The sequence below is a fragment of the Ralstonia sp. SET104 genome (assembly GCF_003851545.1).
GTDB lineage: Bacteria > Pseudomonadota > Gammaproteobacteria > Burkholderiales > Burkholderiaceae > Ralstonia.
Genome location: NZ_BHVX01000001.1, coordinates 424,872 through 438,890 on the forward strand (window position 1 = coordinate 424,872; position 14,019 = coordinate 438,890).

Sequence of the window (14,019 nt, forward strand, 5' to 3'; positions counted from 1 at the left end):
GGCGGCCCGCGTCAGACAGTTGTCACAATTTCGGTGCTAGATGGGCGGATGTTTTGTCACCCAGGAGCCCACCATGGCGACATCCGTCGATTCATTCCAAGTGAAGGTGTACCAGGGCGACAGCGCGGTGCTGTTCGCCTTTGACTTGGCCGATGCAGACCGCGCAGACCTCGCCGGCTTTGCCATCCAATGCGCACCGCAGGGCGCAGCGCCGTACTGGGTGCCGAATCGATTGACGTTCGACACGCCCATTCATGCAGACGCGCCCCTGCAGGCTGGCAAATACGCCGATTCCATCGACGCGCCGGTCCAGTCGTTTCACTGGGTTCACTTTCCGCCGCATGCGGCTGCGCAGCTCACCTACACGGTGCATGCGCGCTACTTTGTCTCGACGAACCCCGTGCAGCTCGAAACGCGCGCCACACGCACCGTGAACATCACGCTGCAGCAGCCGATGAGCGACTGGGCCACGGTGGGCATGGTGCGCGGTTATGTGTCGTCGCAGGCGTTCATTGATCACTACGGCGGCAACACGGCGCTGGCACCAGACAAGCGCGCGCAGACCAAATCGCCGCTGCTGTACGACACGCAGCCGTATCAGAACAAGTATGCCTACCTGGGTGCCACCGGCCGCCGCCTCATCATCGATCTGCTCAACCAGTGCCGGGCGTCCAACGGTTACGGCATCGACGTGCTGGCTTATGACCTGGACGAGCCGGACATCATCCGCGCCGTTGCGTGGCTCGCGCAGAACGGCCGCAAGGTCCGGGTGATTCAAGACAACTACGTCGGCACCGGCGCCAACCCGACCGGTCATGGCACCGACAACGCCTTCGAAACGCAGGCCACCGAATACTTCAAGCAGGCGGGCGCAGACGTCCGCCGCACGCACTTCGCGCGCTTCCAGCACCACAAGGCGATCCTGCTGCGCGATGCCGCGGGCAATCCGGTGCGCGTGCTGGCGGGCTCAGCCAACTTCTCGTTGCGCGGGCTGTATGTGCAGGCCAACAGCGTACTGGTGTTCGAGCAGGAACCCGCGCAGCTCTATGCGCAGGTGTTCGAGCACATGTGGAGTCTGATCGGCCAGTACGGTGAAGATGCCGCCGGCAGCCGCAAGGTGGCGGCTGCCTTCCGCGCCGATGCGCTGGCGGCCAACTGGCAGGCTGTGCCCAAAGGCAGCACGCCGCGTGCGCGCTTCGGGTTCTCGCCGCATCAGACCGACGCGTTGTTGACGGAGGCCGCTGACCGTGTGAAGGGTGCGCTGTCGTCCGTGCTGTTTGCCGTGATGGCCACCGATGGCGGCGGCGAGATGTTGACCACGCTCGAACAGGTCGTACCGCACAAGGCGGGGCTGCTCTCGCTGGGCGTTATCGACAAACAGGGCGGTGTGGATGCCTTCGCACCCGGTCGCGATGTGCCCTCGCAAACCGTGTCGTTCGCGTATTTGAAGGACGAAGCGCCCGCGCCATTCAAGCAGGAAGTCGACGCTGGTACCGGCCAGCACATTCACCACAAGTTTGTCGTGTGTGATTTCAACGGCGATGAGCCCGTCGTGTTCTGCGGCTCGTCCAACCTCTCGAAAGGCGGCGAGGAACAGAACGGCGACAGCCTGATTGCCATCTACGACCCCGTCATCGTCACGGCCTATGCGATCGAGGCCATCCGGTTGTTCGACCACTACCGCTTCCGCGCGGGCGAATCGAAGGCCACGGCAGGCAAACCGCTGGTGCTGAAGACGACCGGTGCCTGGGCCGACCCCTACTACGATCCGCAGAACATCAAGTTCACGGAGCGCACGCTGTTTGCCAAGTCCGGCACGGCAAAAACCGCAGCGGTCGCCTGATCAGTCATCTGACCCACGGCGTTGGCCGCAGCGCTCAGACGCGCCGCTGCCGGTCGCCCCACCACGCGTCGCGCAGGCGGCGCTTGGCGATCTTGCCGTTGTCGTCGCGTGGCAGTGCGGCGGTGAACTCGATCTGTCGCGGGATCTTGAAGCCGGCAATCTGACCGCGCAGCCATTCGATCACGGGGTCTGCCTGCAGGTCTTCGCGCTCGGTCTGCACCACGGCGATGAGGCGCTCGCCGTATTCGTCATCCGGCACGCCAAAGACGGCGCAGTCAACCACATCGGGGTGGCGCAGCAGCGCGTGTTCAATCTCGGCCGGGTAGATGTTCACGCCGCCCGAGATGACCATGTCCGACGCGCGATCGCACACATACAGGTAGCCATCCGCATCGAGGTAACCCATGTCGCCGAGCGTGACCAGGCCGTCGCGCTCGATCTTGCTGCGGGCCTCGTCATTGCCTCGGTACGTGAAATCGGGGTAGGCGGGCTGGTGGCTGTAGATCAGGCCGATCTCGCCGGTTTGGCAGGGCGTGCCGTCTTCGCGCAGGATGCGCACTTGCGCTTCGCACACCGGGCGGCCGGCGCTGCCGGGGCGGGCGGCGGCGTCGCGCGGGTCCATTACCGTGATCATCCCGGTCTCGCTTGATGCATACGTCTCATAGATGACGGGGCCGAGCCAGTCGATCATGCGGCGTTTGATCTCGGGCGCGCACGGTGCGCCGGTGGAGGCCACGAACCGCAGCGATGACAGGTCGTAGCGGTTGCGCTCTTGCGCTGTCAGTTTGAGCAGGCGCACGTACATGATCGGCACGAGGTAGACGGTGTCGATGCGGTAGCGCTCGATCTGCTCCAGCACGCGCAGCGCGTCAAAGCGCGCGTTGACCACCAGCACCTGCGCCATCTGCGCGGCTTGCTGCGCGAACAGGCTCGGGGCGCTGTGATACAGCGGCGCCGGCACCAGCGCGCGGCAGCCCGGCACGATGCCGAACGTGGCCGCCACCACGGCACGTGCTCTTTGCAGGTGCGCGTCGAGCTGATCGAGCGGCACGGCCTGGCGCACGACGCCCTTGGGCCGGCCCGTGGTGCCCGATGTATAGGCCATGTGCCCGCGCGGGGAGACAACCGGGCCGTCGTACGGCGTCTGCAGCGCGAGCCAGTTGGCATAACCATCGGCGCGGTCGGTGCCTTCCGCATCCACGCGCAGCAATTGCACGTGGGGCGACAGTCGCGGTTCGACCGCGTCGACCAGGTCACGATGGCCGATCAACACTTTGGCGCCAGAATCGCGCACCAGAAATTCCACCTCGGCCGGCGTGAAGTGCCAGTTGATCGGGCAGAAGTAGCACCCGGCAATGCGGCAGGCGTGCATCACGTCAATGCAGGCGGGCGTATTGCGCAGCAGCACGCCGATCACGTCGCCTTCCTGCACGCCCATGCGGCGCAAGCCGCCGGCAAGGGCGGCGCCGCGTGCGAGCAGCGTGTCGGCATCGGTTGGGCGATCATCGAAGATCAGGTGGGCGGTCATGCGTGTCTCCTGTGGCGGGTCTCTATGTCTGGCTGTTTTGAACGGGCGGCCTCTCAACCTGCGCAGCATGCCGGATCGCCCCATGCTGAACAATCTGCCCCGGGTTCGCACACTGGTGAATGCGATTGGACAACGCCTGCCCAATTGTGCCGAACCTGTTTGTGCATCTGCGAGCGCGTGTGGCGATATCACCGCAGACCGGGTGAAGGGCCTGCGGCAGTCGGGTAAAGCCCAACTGTGCTGAGTTGTGACGGTTGCCACCTTCAGGCACAATGCCCACCCTTGTGGAGATGGCATGCCTCCCTTAACCGCCGGTTAGCGAATCGCGAAACGAATCCCGAAACGAATCGCGCAATCGGCTGATGATGCCTGCAAGTTCCTGAGCGAAGGAAGTTGTAGACATACGCCCGTACGACGTTCTGTCACTCAGGTTTGAGTTCTTCGAATCTGGTCATCATGAAGAAAACCGTTACACGCTCCGAGCCGCTACTCATGTTCGGGTATCTGCTGCGCTGGCTCTCGTTGGGGGCGCTCGTCGGCATGCTTGCGGGCGCCGGCTCGGCGGTATTGCTGCTGGCGCTGGATTGGGCCACCAACACGTGCACGGCACACCCATGGCTCCTGTGGTTTCTGCCCGTGGCGGGCCTTGCCGTCGGCTTGCTCTATCACTACACGGGGCGGTCAGTGGAGGGCGGCAACAACCTGCTGATCGATGAGATCCACGACCCGAAGCGCGTCGTGCCCAAGCGCATGGCGCCGCTCATCCTGCTGGGCACCGTCGTTACCCACCTCTTCGGCGGTTCGGCCGGGCGTGAAGGGACGGCCGTCCAGATGGGCGGCAGCTTTGCCGACTACCTGACCCGGCTGTTCTCGTTGGCCCCGGCGGACCGGCGCATCTTGCTGATGGCCGGCATTAGCGCCGGTTTTGCATCGGTGTTTGGCACGCCGCTGGCCGGCGCGGTGTTTGGGCTGGAGGTGCTTGCAATCGGGCGCCTGCGCTATGACGCGATCCTGCCGTGCTTCATCGCGGCCATCGTGGGCGATCTGGTGCCGCCGCTGCTGGGCGTGCATCACACGCCGTATGTGATCCCGTTTGTGCCGCATCTCACGCCCATCGCCATCGGCCTGGTGGTCGTGGCCGGTATTGTCTTCGGGCTGGCGGGCATGACGTTCGCAGCGTTGACGCACCGGCTCGGCCGCCTGCTGAAGCATCACATCGCGTTTGGCCCGCTGCGCCCCGTGCTGGGCGGCTGCGTGGTCGTGGCTGCGGCCATGGCGCTCGGTACGGACAAGTACCTGGGCCTCGGCATTCCCGTCATCGTGGATGCCTTTCACAACCCGCTGCCTGCCTACGACTTTGCTGGCAAGGCCGCCTTCACCATCGTCACGCTCGCTTCCGGCTTCAAGGGTGGCGAAGTGACGCCGCTGTTCTACATCGGTGCGACGCTGGGCAATGCGCTTGGTTATGTGCTGCCGCTGCCGTTCCCGTTGCTCGCCGGTCTCGGTTTTGTGGCCGTGTTTGCGGGCGCGGCCAACACGCCCATCGCATCGACGTTGATGGCGATGGAGCTCTTCGGCCCCGAGGTCGGTACGTTTGCCGGCATTGCGTGCGTGGTGAGCTATCTCTTTTCGGGCCACACCGGTATTTACCACGCGCAGCGCATTGGCCATGCGAAGCGCCCGCCGCAAGCCGAAGCGGCGCGGCAAACCGCTTCGGAATCCGCCCCGCGCGCTTAGCCCCGAGCAGCGCCTTCACCTCAGGCCACTCGGTGTCGATGATGCTGAATCGCACCGAGCCGTGCTTGCGGCCATCCGGCTTGATGCGCTCATGACGGACGATGCCTTCCAGCTTCGCGCCGATGCGCAGGACCGCCGCGCGGGACTTTTCGTTCAGCGCATCGCCGTCTGCCGCGGCTGCGAAAGGTCGGAGGCGGGCTGGCTCATGGCTTCACTCAAACGCCGTAGATGCGTTCGCACAGCGCCGCGCTTGCGCCTAGCTTGCGCGACAGGTCGGACGCCGCCTGCAACTGCTTTGTGACGAAATCGACGGACGTACGCGCAGCTTCGAGCCGCGATGCGGCGCCGGACAAGGTCAGCGCTGCCATGAACTTGTCGCCGGAGCCAAAGACGGGCGTGGCAAACGCCGCCGTGTGCTGATCGCGCGCGCCCGAGGTGAACAGCGGCAGTTCGGGCGCTTCGTCGTACAGCGTGTCGCCCAGGCCCCAGTAGCGGAGCACGTGGCTGATGGCCGTGTCGTCCAGCGGCAGCGAGGTGCCCGGCAAACGCGTCTCGCGCAGGCCTTCCGAGGGCTCGGCGCGAAACAGGCACAGCCGCCGGCCGTGGTCGATGACGTAGTACGATGCGCTCTCCCGGGTGGCTGCGGCCAACGCGTGCAGCACCGGTTCGACCACGGAAGATAAGTGGAAGGACTGCTCGTAGAGCTTGCCCAGATACAGCAGGCGCGGCCCGAGCGAATACGCGCCCGACTCGGAGCGGACGACATAGCTCATGCGCTCCAGCGAGTTCATCAGCCGATACACCGTGGTCTTGTGCATGCCCGAGGCCTGCGCCAGCGCCGCGAGTGACAACGCTTCCGCCCCCGGCTTGAAGCAATCCAGCAAGGCCAACGCCTTTTCTACTGCGGCGACGCCGTCATTCCCCATTCCCAACTCCCTGAATTGATGAACGGCAAGATTGTACTATGTACAACGCTGTTGTATCTGACGGAAGGGTAAACGCGAGTGGATCGTCTCGCTTGCCGGGGCTATAGTGGTTTCGCTTAGTACACCATAGTTGTACATGGTACAACTCATCAGATTGAGGCAGATTTTTCATGAGTACCCCTTCGCATACCACTTCCGCCATCGTTCGAGATATCGAGCGTGTTTCGCCCACCCTCGTCGAGGCCGCAGCCCGCTTCCAGGCAGCCATCCTGGCGGACGTTGCCGGCCGTCGCGGCACCCTGAACGGCCGCGTCAAGCCGCTGGCACCGACCATGAAAGTGGCGGGCCCGGCTGTGACGGTTGAAGTCCGCCCCGGCGACAACCTCGCCATCCACGCCGCCATGGCAGTCGCCAAGCCGGGCGATGTCATCGTGGTGGACGGCAAGGGCGACCAGAGCTGCGCGCTGATCGGCGAGATCATGGCCACGCAAGCACACGCCACAGGCATCGCCGGGTTTGTCATCGATGGCGCGGTGCGCGATTCGCACGAGCTGGCGAACGGCGTGTTCCCGATCTTTTCCGCCGGGCTCAACCCGTGCGGCCCGACCAAGAGCGTGGCGGGGCGCGTGAACCTGCCCGTGTCCGCCGCCGGCGCGACGGTGCACCCCGGTGATCTGGTGGTGGGCGATGCGGATGGCGTGGTCGTTATCCCGCGTGAAGATGTCGAGCGCATTCTGGTGCTCGCACAGAAGAAGGTGGATGCGGAAGCGGCCCGGATTGCCGCCATCCGCAAGGGCGACACGCGCCCGGGTTGGCTCGAGAAGGAACTGCGCGCCGCGGGCATGCTGGCCGAAGGCGAGGTTCTGTGATGGGCGCGACTGCACACAAGCCCGTTGTGCTGGTGACAGCGGCTGACCTCGCGCCGCAGGCGCTGGACATGCTGGGCGACTTCGAAGTCGTGTTCGCTGGCAAGCAGCCCACCGAAGACGACATCGTTGCGCTCTGCGCGCGTCACAAGCCGGTGGCGATCATCGTCCGCTACGGCAAGGTGAACGCCCGCATCATGGATGCCGCCGCCAACCTGCAGGTGATCTCCAAGCATGGCAGCGGGATCGACGTCATTGATCAGGACGCTGCAGCCGCGCGTGGCATTGCCGTGCGCGCGGCCGTGGGCGCGAATGCGGCCGCTGTGGCCGAGCATGCTTGGGCGCTGATTCTGGCGTGTGCCAAGGCCGTGCCGCAGCTCGACGCACGCATGCGCGCCGGGCATTGGGATAAGGCCACGCACAAGTCGGTCGAACTGGATGGCCGCACGCTGGGCCTGGTTGGCCTGGGTGCGATCGGGCGTCGGGCTGCCGCTATCGGGCTGGCGTTTGGTATGAACGTCATTGCGTTTGATCCATACGCCAAGGAGGCGCCGGCCGGCGTGAAGCTGGTCAGCCTCGCCGAGTTGTATGCGCAGTCCGATGTAGTGTCGCTGCACTGCCCGCTGACCGCCGAGAACCGCAAGATGTTGAACCGTGATGCGTTGCGTTGCTTCAAGCCCGGCGCGATTCTCGTCAATACGGCGCGGGGCGGTTTGATTGACGAGCCCGCATTGTCTGAGGCACTCGCCAGCGGCCAGTTGCGCGCGGCCGGGCTCGACAGCTTCGATGTGGAGCCGATGACCACGCCGCACCCGTTCCAGGGCATTGCGAACGTCATCCTGTCGCCGCACATCGGCGGCGTGAGCGATGCAGCCTATGTGAACATGGGCAAGGGCGCTGCTGCCAACGTGCTTGCCGTGATCGGGGAGCGCGCGCGCACCGCCGCGTGATGCCTATGTTCACGCTCTCGCCACCTGCCGTGCGTGAAGCCGACGTCTTCACGCGCATGCCCGCCAAATTTCGTAAGCCCGATGTCCAGACGGAATGGTCACGCGCCAATCGCGGCGGGCTAGCCACCGACTCCTTCCTCGAAGGGCCGGTGTGGAGCCCTGACGGCGAAGGTCGCGGCCATCTGTACGTGACCGATATCCCGCATGGCCGCATCTTCCGCATCTCGCCTGCGGGCGATTGGGAACTGGTGGCCGAGTACGACGGCGAGCCCAACGGCATGAAACTTGTCGACGATGCGCACCTGCTCATCACCGACTACCGCAATGGGCTGATGCTGCTCGATATCGCACGCGGTGAGGTCACGCCTTACCTGGAGCGGCGCAATTCGGAGCGCTTCAAGGGTGTGAATGACCTGACGTTCGACTCCAGGGGCAACCTGTATTTCACAGATCAGGGCCAGACCGGACTGCACGACCCGACGGGTCGCGTCTATCGCCTGTCGGCGGACGGCAAGCTCGACATGCTGCTCAGCAACTGCCCCAGCCCGAACGGGCTTGTGCTGTCGCCCGACGAGAAGGTCTTGTACGTTGCCATGACGCGCGGCAACTGCGTCTGGCGCGCGCCGCTGCAGGCAGACGGGTCCGTCAGCAAGGTGGGGCAGTTCTTCACCTCGTACGGCCCGAGCGGCCCCGATGGTTTGACGATCGACACGGCGGGGCGGCTCTTTGTGGCTAACCCCGGCCTCGGTCGTGCGTGGGTGCTGAATCACCGCGCGGAACCGGAGGTGATTGTGACCAGCCCGGAAGGCGCGTCGCTCACCAATCTGTGCTTCGGCGGCCCCGAAATGAAGACGCTGTTCATGACGGAATCGGTGTCCGGCACGGTGCTCAAGACCGAGATGGACGTCGCGGGCGCGCTGCCGCATCGGGCAAAGCAGGCCAAGCCCCAGCCCTAGCTCATTGATACGCAACCCGTAGCGCTCATAGAAGCGCGATGGAGGAGACCATGCAAATGTCCCAGTCCCTAAGCACCGCCAATGCCGCCACGCCACCCCATGGCGCAGAGGCGCGCGTTGCTCCTGCGCTGCCCGATGCGGACTACCAGGCGAGCGAACGCACGCTGGCCAAGGCGTTCCGCCGCATCCTGCCGTTCATCTTCGCCTGCTATGTGATCAGCTACCTCGATCGCACCAACGTGGGCTTTGCTGCGCTCACGATGAACAAGGATCTTGGCCTGACCGCCGAGCAGTTCGGGTTCGGGGCGGGGCTGTTCTTCATCGGCTACTTTCTGTTCGAGATTCCGAGCAACCTCATCATGCAGAAGGTGGGCGCCCGGATCTGGATCGCGCGGATCATGATCACGTGGGGCCTGTTCTCGATGGCCACGGCGTTTGTGGTTGGCCCCAAGAGTTTTGCCGCCGCGCGGTTCCTGCTGGGCCTTGCCGAGGCCGGCTTCACGCCCGGCATCTACCTGTACTTCACGCACTGGTTTCCGGGCCGCTGGCGCGCCAAGGTGACGGCGGCGTTTCTGGTGGGCATTCCGGTGGCGAACATGATTGGTTCGCCGATTTCCGGTGCGCTGCTGCAATTGGGCGGGCTGCATGGCTTGCGAAGCTGGCAATGGCTGCTGCTGATCGAAGGGCTGCCGGCGGTGGTGCTCGGCATTGCGTGCCTGTTTGTGCTGGCAGACCGGCCTGAAAAAGCCAAGTGGCTGACCGATGATGAAAAAGCCGTGCTCGCGCGCCGCCTTGCGCTGGAACAACGCAACATCGCCAGCAAGCACGGCACCGACCTGCGGGATGCGATGACCAACTGGCGCGTCTTCGTACTGGCGTTCATCAACTTCTGCGGCATCGTCGGTTCCATCGGCGTGGGCCTTTGGATGCCGCAGATCATCAAGCAGTTTGGCGTTGAGCATGCGGTGGTCGGCTGGCTGACGGCCATTCCTTATGCGATGGGCGCGGTAGTTATGCTGTGGTGGGCGCGTGTGGCGAACCGCGCGCAGAACCGCATCCCGTATGTGGCTGGCGCGTTGGTCGTTGCCGCCGTGGCGCTGGCGGCCAGCACGGCGCTGGATGCACCGGCACTCAAGCTGGCGGCGTTGTGCCTGACGGTGAGCGGCATTCTCGCGTTCCAGGCGACGTACTGGGCGATTCCCTCCAGCTTCCTGACCGGCCGTGCGGCGGCGGGCGGCCTGGCGCTGATCGTTTCCGTGGGCAACCTGGGCGGCTTTGTCGGCCCGTCGATGATCGGTGCCATCAAGCAGTTTTCGCATGGCTTCACGGCGCCGCTGCTGGCGGTGTCGGCGGTGCTGCTCATCGGTGCGCTGGCTATTGCCTGGCTGGGGGACCCCGGTGCCGATGCCGGTGAAGCGGCGGCTCATTGATGGCCCATTAGCGGCGCGATCGCAGTACCTTTCTTCCTAGACATCCAATAGCGCCGCGCAGCACGCGACGGCGCCAGGAGACACACATGCAAGTGACGGGCAGTACCGGTGTCACAGAAATCGAGCAGCAGACCCTGCGCAAGGTGGTCTGGCGGCTCGTGCCATTCCTCATGCTCTGCTACCTGCTGGCCTTCATCGACCGCGGCAACGTGGGCATGGCCTCGCTGCAGATGAACCATGACCTTGGGCTGACAGCCCGCGTGTTCGGGTTCGGCAGCAGCCTGTTCTTCGTGTCGTACTTCTTCTTCGAGGTGCCGAGCAACCTGGCGCTGCAGCGCTACGGCGCGCGCATCTGGATCGCGCGGATCATGATCACCTGGGGGCTGATCTCGGCCGCGACGGCACTGGTGCGCGGCCCGGCGTCGTTCTACGCGCTGCGCTTCCTGCTGGGCGCCGCAGAGGCCGGGTTCTTTCCGGGTGTGCTGCTGTATCTCTCGTACTGGATTCCGGCAACGCACCGCGCGCGTATCGTGGCGACGTTCATGGTGGCGATTCCGGCGGCAAGCTTCATCGGCTCGCCCATTTCGGCAGCGCTGCTGCAGATGGATGGTCTGGCCGGGCTGCGTGGCTGGCACTGGCTGTTCATCCTTGAAGGCATTCCCACGGTGCTGCTGGGCATCGCCTGCCTGGGCTTGCTGACAAATCGGCCGGAAGAAGCCAAGTGGTTGTCGAACGAAGAGCGCCAGTGGCTCACGAACACGCTGGCTGGCGAGGCGCGCGGGCCAAAGAAAGTTGCGCAGATGCCGCTGGCCAAGCTGTTCTGCAACCGCTACGTGCTGTGCCTCGCACTGGTGGATGTGTGCGCGTCGGCAGCGGGCAGCACGCTGTCGGTGTGGCAACCACAGTTGCTCAAATCCTTCGGGCTGACCGTCATGCAGACGGGGCTGCTCAACTCGGTGCCGTATGCCGTGGCGTCGGTGCTGATGGTGTATTGGGGCCGCCGGTCAGACCGCCTGAAGGAGCGCCGCTGGCACACCGCCGTTCCCATGCTGTTGATTGGCCTGGGCCTGTTCGGCACGTCGCTCAGCGGGTCATTGGTGCCGACCATGGTGATGCTGTGTGCGGTGCTGGTGGGCGCGTACTCGTTCAAGGGGCCGTTCTGGGCGCTGGCCTCCGGCATGCTTTCGAATAGCGCCGCCGCCGCCGGGCTTGCAACCATCAACGCGATTGCCAACCTCATTGGCGGCGGCTTGATGGTGAACGTGTACGGTTGGGTCAAGCAGGCCACCGGCAGCTATGCACTGGCGCTGATGCCGCTGGCCCTGCTGACGCTGGTGAGTGTGACGACGCTGCTGCTGTTGAGCCGCGCAAAGCCGAACGGGCCAGAAGGCCAGGTGCTGAACAAGACGGAGACCGCCTGACCATGCCCGCATTCAGCAGAAGGCAGTTCCTGCAGATGGCGGGTGCGGGTGCCGTGGTTAACGCGATGCCCGCATTCGCCGCAGCGCAAGAGGTGTGGTCCAGCGGCAGCGACAAACCGGCGTTCAAGCCGCCGCCGGGTGCGGTGGACTGCCACATGCACATCTACGATGATCGCTTCCCGAGCGCACCGGGCACCACGCTCCGGCCGCCCAACGCGAGCATCGAGCAGTATCGCAAGGTGCAGGCGCGTCTGGGCGTGCAGCGCAACGTGGTCGTCACGCCCTCGACGTACGGAACCGACAACAGTTGTACGCTGGATGCGCTCAAACGTTTCGGGCCCAACGCGCGCGGTGTTGCGGTGGTCGATACGTCCGTGACGGATGCGCAGCTTGTGGAGATGAACACGGCGGGCTTCCGGGCCATTCGCTTCAACCTGAGCTATCCCGGCGCAACCACGCTCGACATGCTGGCTCCGCTGGCATCGCGCATCAACGCACTCGGGTGGCATATCGAGCTGGTGGTGCAGGGCGCGAAGCTGCCTGAACTGGAGCAGCATCTGCTTACGCTGCCGTGCCCGCTCGTCATCGACCATATCGCGCATGTTCCGCAGCCGGGCGGCATGCAGTCTGACGCGATGCGAACCGCACAACGCCTTGTCGACAAGGGCAACACGTGGATTACGCTGTCCGGGCCCTACGTCGATACCAAGACCGGCGCCCCTGCCTATGCCGATGTTGAACCCGTGGCCAAGACGTTCATCAGCATGGCGCCCGAGCGAACGCTCTGGGGCACCGACTGGCCGCATCCGACTGAAAAAGCGCACAAGCCGGATGATGCCGCGCTGGTCGACACAATCGCCGCGTGGATCGGGCGAGCAGATTGGCAGCACATGATCTTTGTTGCCAACCCGGTCAAGCTCTACGGTTTTTGAATGGCTTGATGCTGGAGCTGTTGTTCAGGTGTGGTTCACACGCGGGCGCACCCACCGAAACACCACCGCCATCGCCGCCAGAAACGGCACGCCCACCACCAGCGTCATGCGGAAATCCGCCATCCAGGCCGTGCTGACAATAATGATTGCCATGGCGATGGCGCCAATGATGGTCAGCACGGGGTAGCCCCACATGCGAAAGCGCAGCGCGCGGCCTTCACGCTCGGCAGCACGCCGGAAGCGCAGATGCGTGACGAAAATGACGAGCCACGTGAACAGCGCCCCGAACATCGCCAGCGACATCATCAGCAGGAACGAGTGCCCCGGCAGCACTACGCTCAGGACTGCGGCCAATGCCGCGCCGGAACTGGACACCGCCAGCGCGCGCAGCGGCACGCCGTTTTTGCTCACCGCGCCAAGCGCCTTGGGCGCCTGCCCGCCGCGTGCAAGGCTGAACAGCATGCGCGTTGACACATACAGTTGTGCGTTCATCGACGACAGGGCAGCCGTGAGCACCACGAAGTTCATCACACCGGCGCCGCCGGCAATGCCCAGGATTTCCATCACCCGCACGAACGGACTCTTGCCGGTGCCGGCCTCTTGCCACGGCACCACAGCCAACATCAGCGCGAGCGTGCAGAGGTAGAAGAACACCAGTCGGAACAGCGTGGAGCGGAATGCACTGGTGGCCGCGGCTTCAGGCTCACGTGCCTCGCCTGCGGCCACGGCAATCAGTTCAATGCCGAAGAAGCTGAAGATGCTGATGACCGCGCCAAACCACACGCCCGACCACCCATGCGGCAGAAACCCGCCCGCGCTCACGTAGTTGTGAAAGCCGATGGGTCCGCCATCGGGTGCGCGATAGATGGCGTAGCTCGCCACCGCCAGAAACACGACGATGGCCACCACCTTGATCATCGAGCACCAGTATTCGGCCACGCCAAATACGTCGACGCTGCTCGCGTTGATCCACACCAGCACGGCTGAAAACCCGACGATCCACACCCATGCCGGCACGCCCGGAAACCAGTACGCCATGTACACCGCCACCGCCGTCACCTCTGCGCCGATCACGAAGACGACCGCCGCCCAGTACGCATAGCGCACCAGGAACCCGGCGAGCGGGCTGACGTAGTGCTCGGCATACGCGCCGAACGAACCGGTCGTAGGGTGTGCGACGACCATCTCGGCCAGGCAGCCCATCAGCAGCAGGGCTATCGCCGCACCGATGGCGTAGCTGGCAATCACGCCTGGGCCAGCCAACTGGATGGCCGCGCCGCTGCCCAGGAACAGGCCCGTGCCGATCGCGCTGCCAATGGCGATCATGGTGAGCTGTGCAGAAGACAGGCGGTGTTGCAGGCCGCCCTCGCGTGCGGCCAGCGCTTCGAAGCTGCCGGTGGCCTTGGTCATGGTGTGAGGTTCCGGTGAAA

General features: G+C 64.8%; 11 protein-coding genes, 1 pseudogene and 1 riboswitch. Of the genes and pseudogenes, 8 read left to right on the forward strand and 4 right to left on the reverse strand.

Annotated elements, in window-relative coordinates; all coding sequences use genetic code 11:
• Positions 1-73 precede the first annotated feature (73 nt).
• Positions 74-1,843, forward strand: a complete 1,770-nt coding sequence (locus PSUB009319_RS01900; RefSeq protein WP_124380552.1) for a phospholipase D-like domain-containing protein — start codon at positions 74-76, stop codon at positions 1,841-1,843.
• A 34-nt stretch (positions 1,844-1,877) separates the two neighbouring features.
• Here the strand turns inward: PSUB009319_RS01900 and PSUB009319_RS01905 are convergent, their stop codons facing one another.
• Entirely contained in the window at positions 1,878-3,371 is a 1,494-nt protein-coding gene (locus PSUB009319_RS01905; RefSeq protein ID WP_124380553.1) for an acyl-CoA synthetase, read from the reverse strand.
• 277 nt (positions 3,372-3,648) lie between these two features.
• A riboswitch (Fluoride riboswitch) is annotated at positions 3,649-3,750 on the forward strand.
• A gap of 77 nt (positions 3,751-3,827) precedes the next feature.
• Between PSUB009319_RS01905 and PSUB009319_RS01910 the strand changes: the two genes are divergently transcribed.
• The gene (locus PSUB009319_RS01910) at positions 3,828-5,108 is read left to right on the forward strand and encodes a voltage-gated chloride channel family protein (RefSeq protein WP_124380554.1); all 1,281 of its coding nucleotides are present in this window, start codon (positions 3,828-3,830) and stop codon (positions 5,106-5,108) included.
• On the opposite strand, the pseudogene PSUB009319_RS01915 reads toward PSUB009319_RS01910, so the two are convergent.
• Positions 5,098-5,271 (reverse strand): annotated as a pseudogene (locus tag PSUB009319_RS01915) (GNAT family N-acetyltransferase); the annotation flags it as partial. The gene PSUB009319_RS01910 and the pseudogene PSUB009319_RS01915 overlap by 11 nt on opposite strands.
• Positions 5,272-5,323: 52 nt before the next feature.
• Positions 5,324-6,034, reverse strand: coding sequence for an IclR family transcriptional regulator (locus tag PSUB009319_RS01920; RefSeq protein ID WP_124380555.1), 711 nt, complete (start codon positions 6,032-6,034; stop codon positions 5,324-5,326).
• 170 nt (positions 6,035-6,204) lie between these two features.
• On the opposite strand from PSUB009319_RS01920, the gene PSUB009319_RS01925 reads away from it, so the two are divergent.
• The 6 genes from PSUB009319_RS01925 to PSUB009319_RS01950 all read left to right on the forward strand — a co-directional run bounded on the left by PSUB009319_RS01925 (position 6,205) and on the right by PSUB009319_RS01950 (position 12,589).
• A complete protein-coding gene (locus PSUB009319_RS01925; RefSeq protein ID WP_124380556.1) occupies positions 6,205-6,903 on the forward strand; it encodes an RraA family protein in 699 nt (232 codons plus the stop codon).
• The gene (locus PSUB009319_RS01930; protein ID WP_124380557.1) at positions 6,903-7,850 is read left to right on the forward strand and encodes a hydroxyacid dehydrogenase; all 948 of its coding nucleotides are present in this window, start codon (positions 6,903-6,905) and stop codon (positions 7,848-7,850) included. Before PSUB009319_RS01925 ends, PSUB009319_RS01930 begins: the two co-directional genes overlap by 1 nt.
• A gap of 5 nt (positions 7,851-7,855) precedes the next feature.
• Positions 7,856-8,806 carry an SMP-30/gluconolactonase/LRE family protein gene (locus PSUB009319_RS01935; protein WP_124380702.1) on the forward strand — a complete coding sequence of 317 codons (951 nt, stop codon included), beginning with the start codon at positions 7,856-7,858 and terminating at the stop codon, positions 8,804-8,806.
• 56 nt (positions 8,807-8,862) lie between these two features.
• Positions 8,863-10,236, forward strand: a complete 1,374-nt coding sequence (locus PSUB009319_RS01940; RefSeq protein WP_124380558.1) for an MFS transporter — start codon at positions 8,863-8,865, stop codon at positions 10,234-10,236.
• An 86-nt stretch (positions 10,237-10,322) separates the two neighbouring features.
• Positions 10,323-11,657, forward strand: coding sequence for an MFS transporter (locus PSUB009319_RS01945; protein WP_124380559.1), 1,335 nt, complete (start codon positions 10,323-10,325; stop codon positions 11,655-11,657).
• Between the two features lie 2 nt (positions 11,658-11,659).
• Positions 11,660-12,589 (forward strand): amidohydrolase family protein, encoded by a 930-nt coding sequence (locus PSUB009319_RS01950; protein WP_124380560.1) that lies wholly within the window; start codon positions 11,660-11,662, stop codon positions 12,587-12,589.
• A 24-nt stretch (positions 12,590-12,613) separates the two neighbouring features.
• On the opposite strand, the gene PSUB009319_RS01955 is transcribed toward PSUB009319_RS01950, so the two are convergent.
• Positions 12,614-13,999 (reverse strand): amino acid permease, encoded by a 1,386-nt coding sequence (locus PSUB009319_RS01955; protein ID WP_124380561.1) that lies wholly within the window; start codon positions 13,997-13,999, stop codon positions 12,614-12,616.
• Between the last annotated feature and the right edge of the window lie 20 nt (positions 14,000-14,019).

Bases quoted from the DNA above. Each gene is read 5' to 3' on its own strand.
- PSUB009319_RS01900 (WP_124380552.1), top strand. From the start codon at position 74: ATGGCGACATCCGTCGATTCATTCCAAGTGAAGGTGTACCAGGGCGAC.
- PSUB009319_RS01905 (WP_124380553.1), bottom strand. From the start codon at position 3,371: ATGACCGCCCACCTGATCTTCGATGATCGCCCAACCGATGCCGACACG.
- PSUB009319_RS01910 (WP_124380554.1), top strand. From the start codon at position 3,828: ATGAAGAAAACCGTTACACGCTCCGAGCCGCTACTCATGTTCGGGTAT.
- PSUB009319_RS01920 (WP_124380555.1), bottom strand. From the start codon at position 6,034: ATGGGGAATGACGGCGTCGCCGCAGTAGAAAAGGCGTTGGCCTTGCTG.
- PSUB009319_RS01925 (WP_124380556.1), top strand. From the start codon at position 6,205: ATGAGTACCCCTTCGCATACCACTTCCGCCATCGTTCGAGATATCGAG.
- PSUB009319_RS01930 (WP_124380557.1), top strand. From the start codon at position 6,903: ATGGGCGCGACTGCACACAAGCCCGTTGTGCTGGTGACAGCGGCTGAC.
- PSUB009319_RS01935 (WP_124380702.1), top strand. From the start codon at position 7,856: ATGTTCACGCTCTCGCCACCTGCCGTGCGTGAAGCCGACGTCTTCACG.
- PSUB009319_RS01940 (WP_124380558.1), top strand. From the start codon at position 8,863: ATGTCCCAGTCCCTAAGCACCGCCAATGCCGCCACGCCACCCCATGGC.
- PSUB009319_RS01945 (WP_124380559.1), top strand. From the start codon at position 10,323: ATGCAAGTGACGGGCAGTACCGGTGTCACAGAAATCGAGCAGCAGACC.
- PSUB009319_RS01950 (WP_124380560.1), top strand. From the start codon at position 11,660: ATGCCCGCATTCAGCAGAAGGCAGTTCCTGCAGATGGCGGGTGCGGGT.
- PSUB009319_RS01955 (WP_124380561.1), bottom strand. From the start codon at position 13,999: ATGACCAAGGCCACCGGCAGCTTCGAAGCGCTGGCCGCACGCGAGGGC.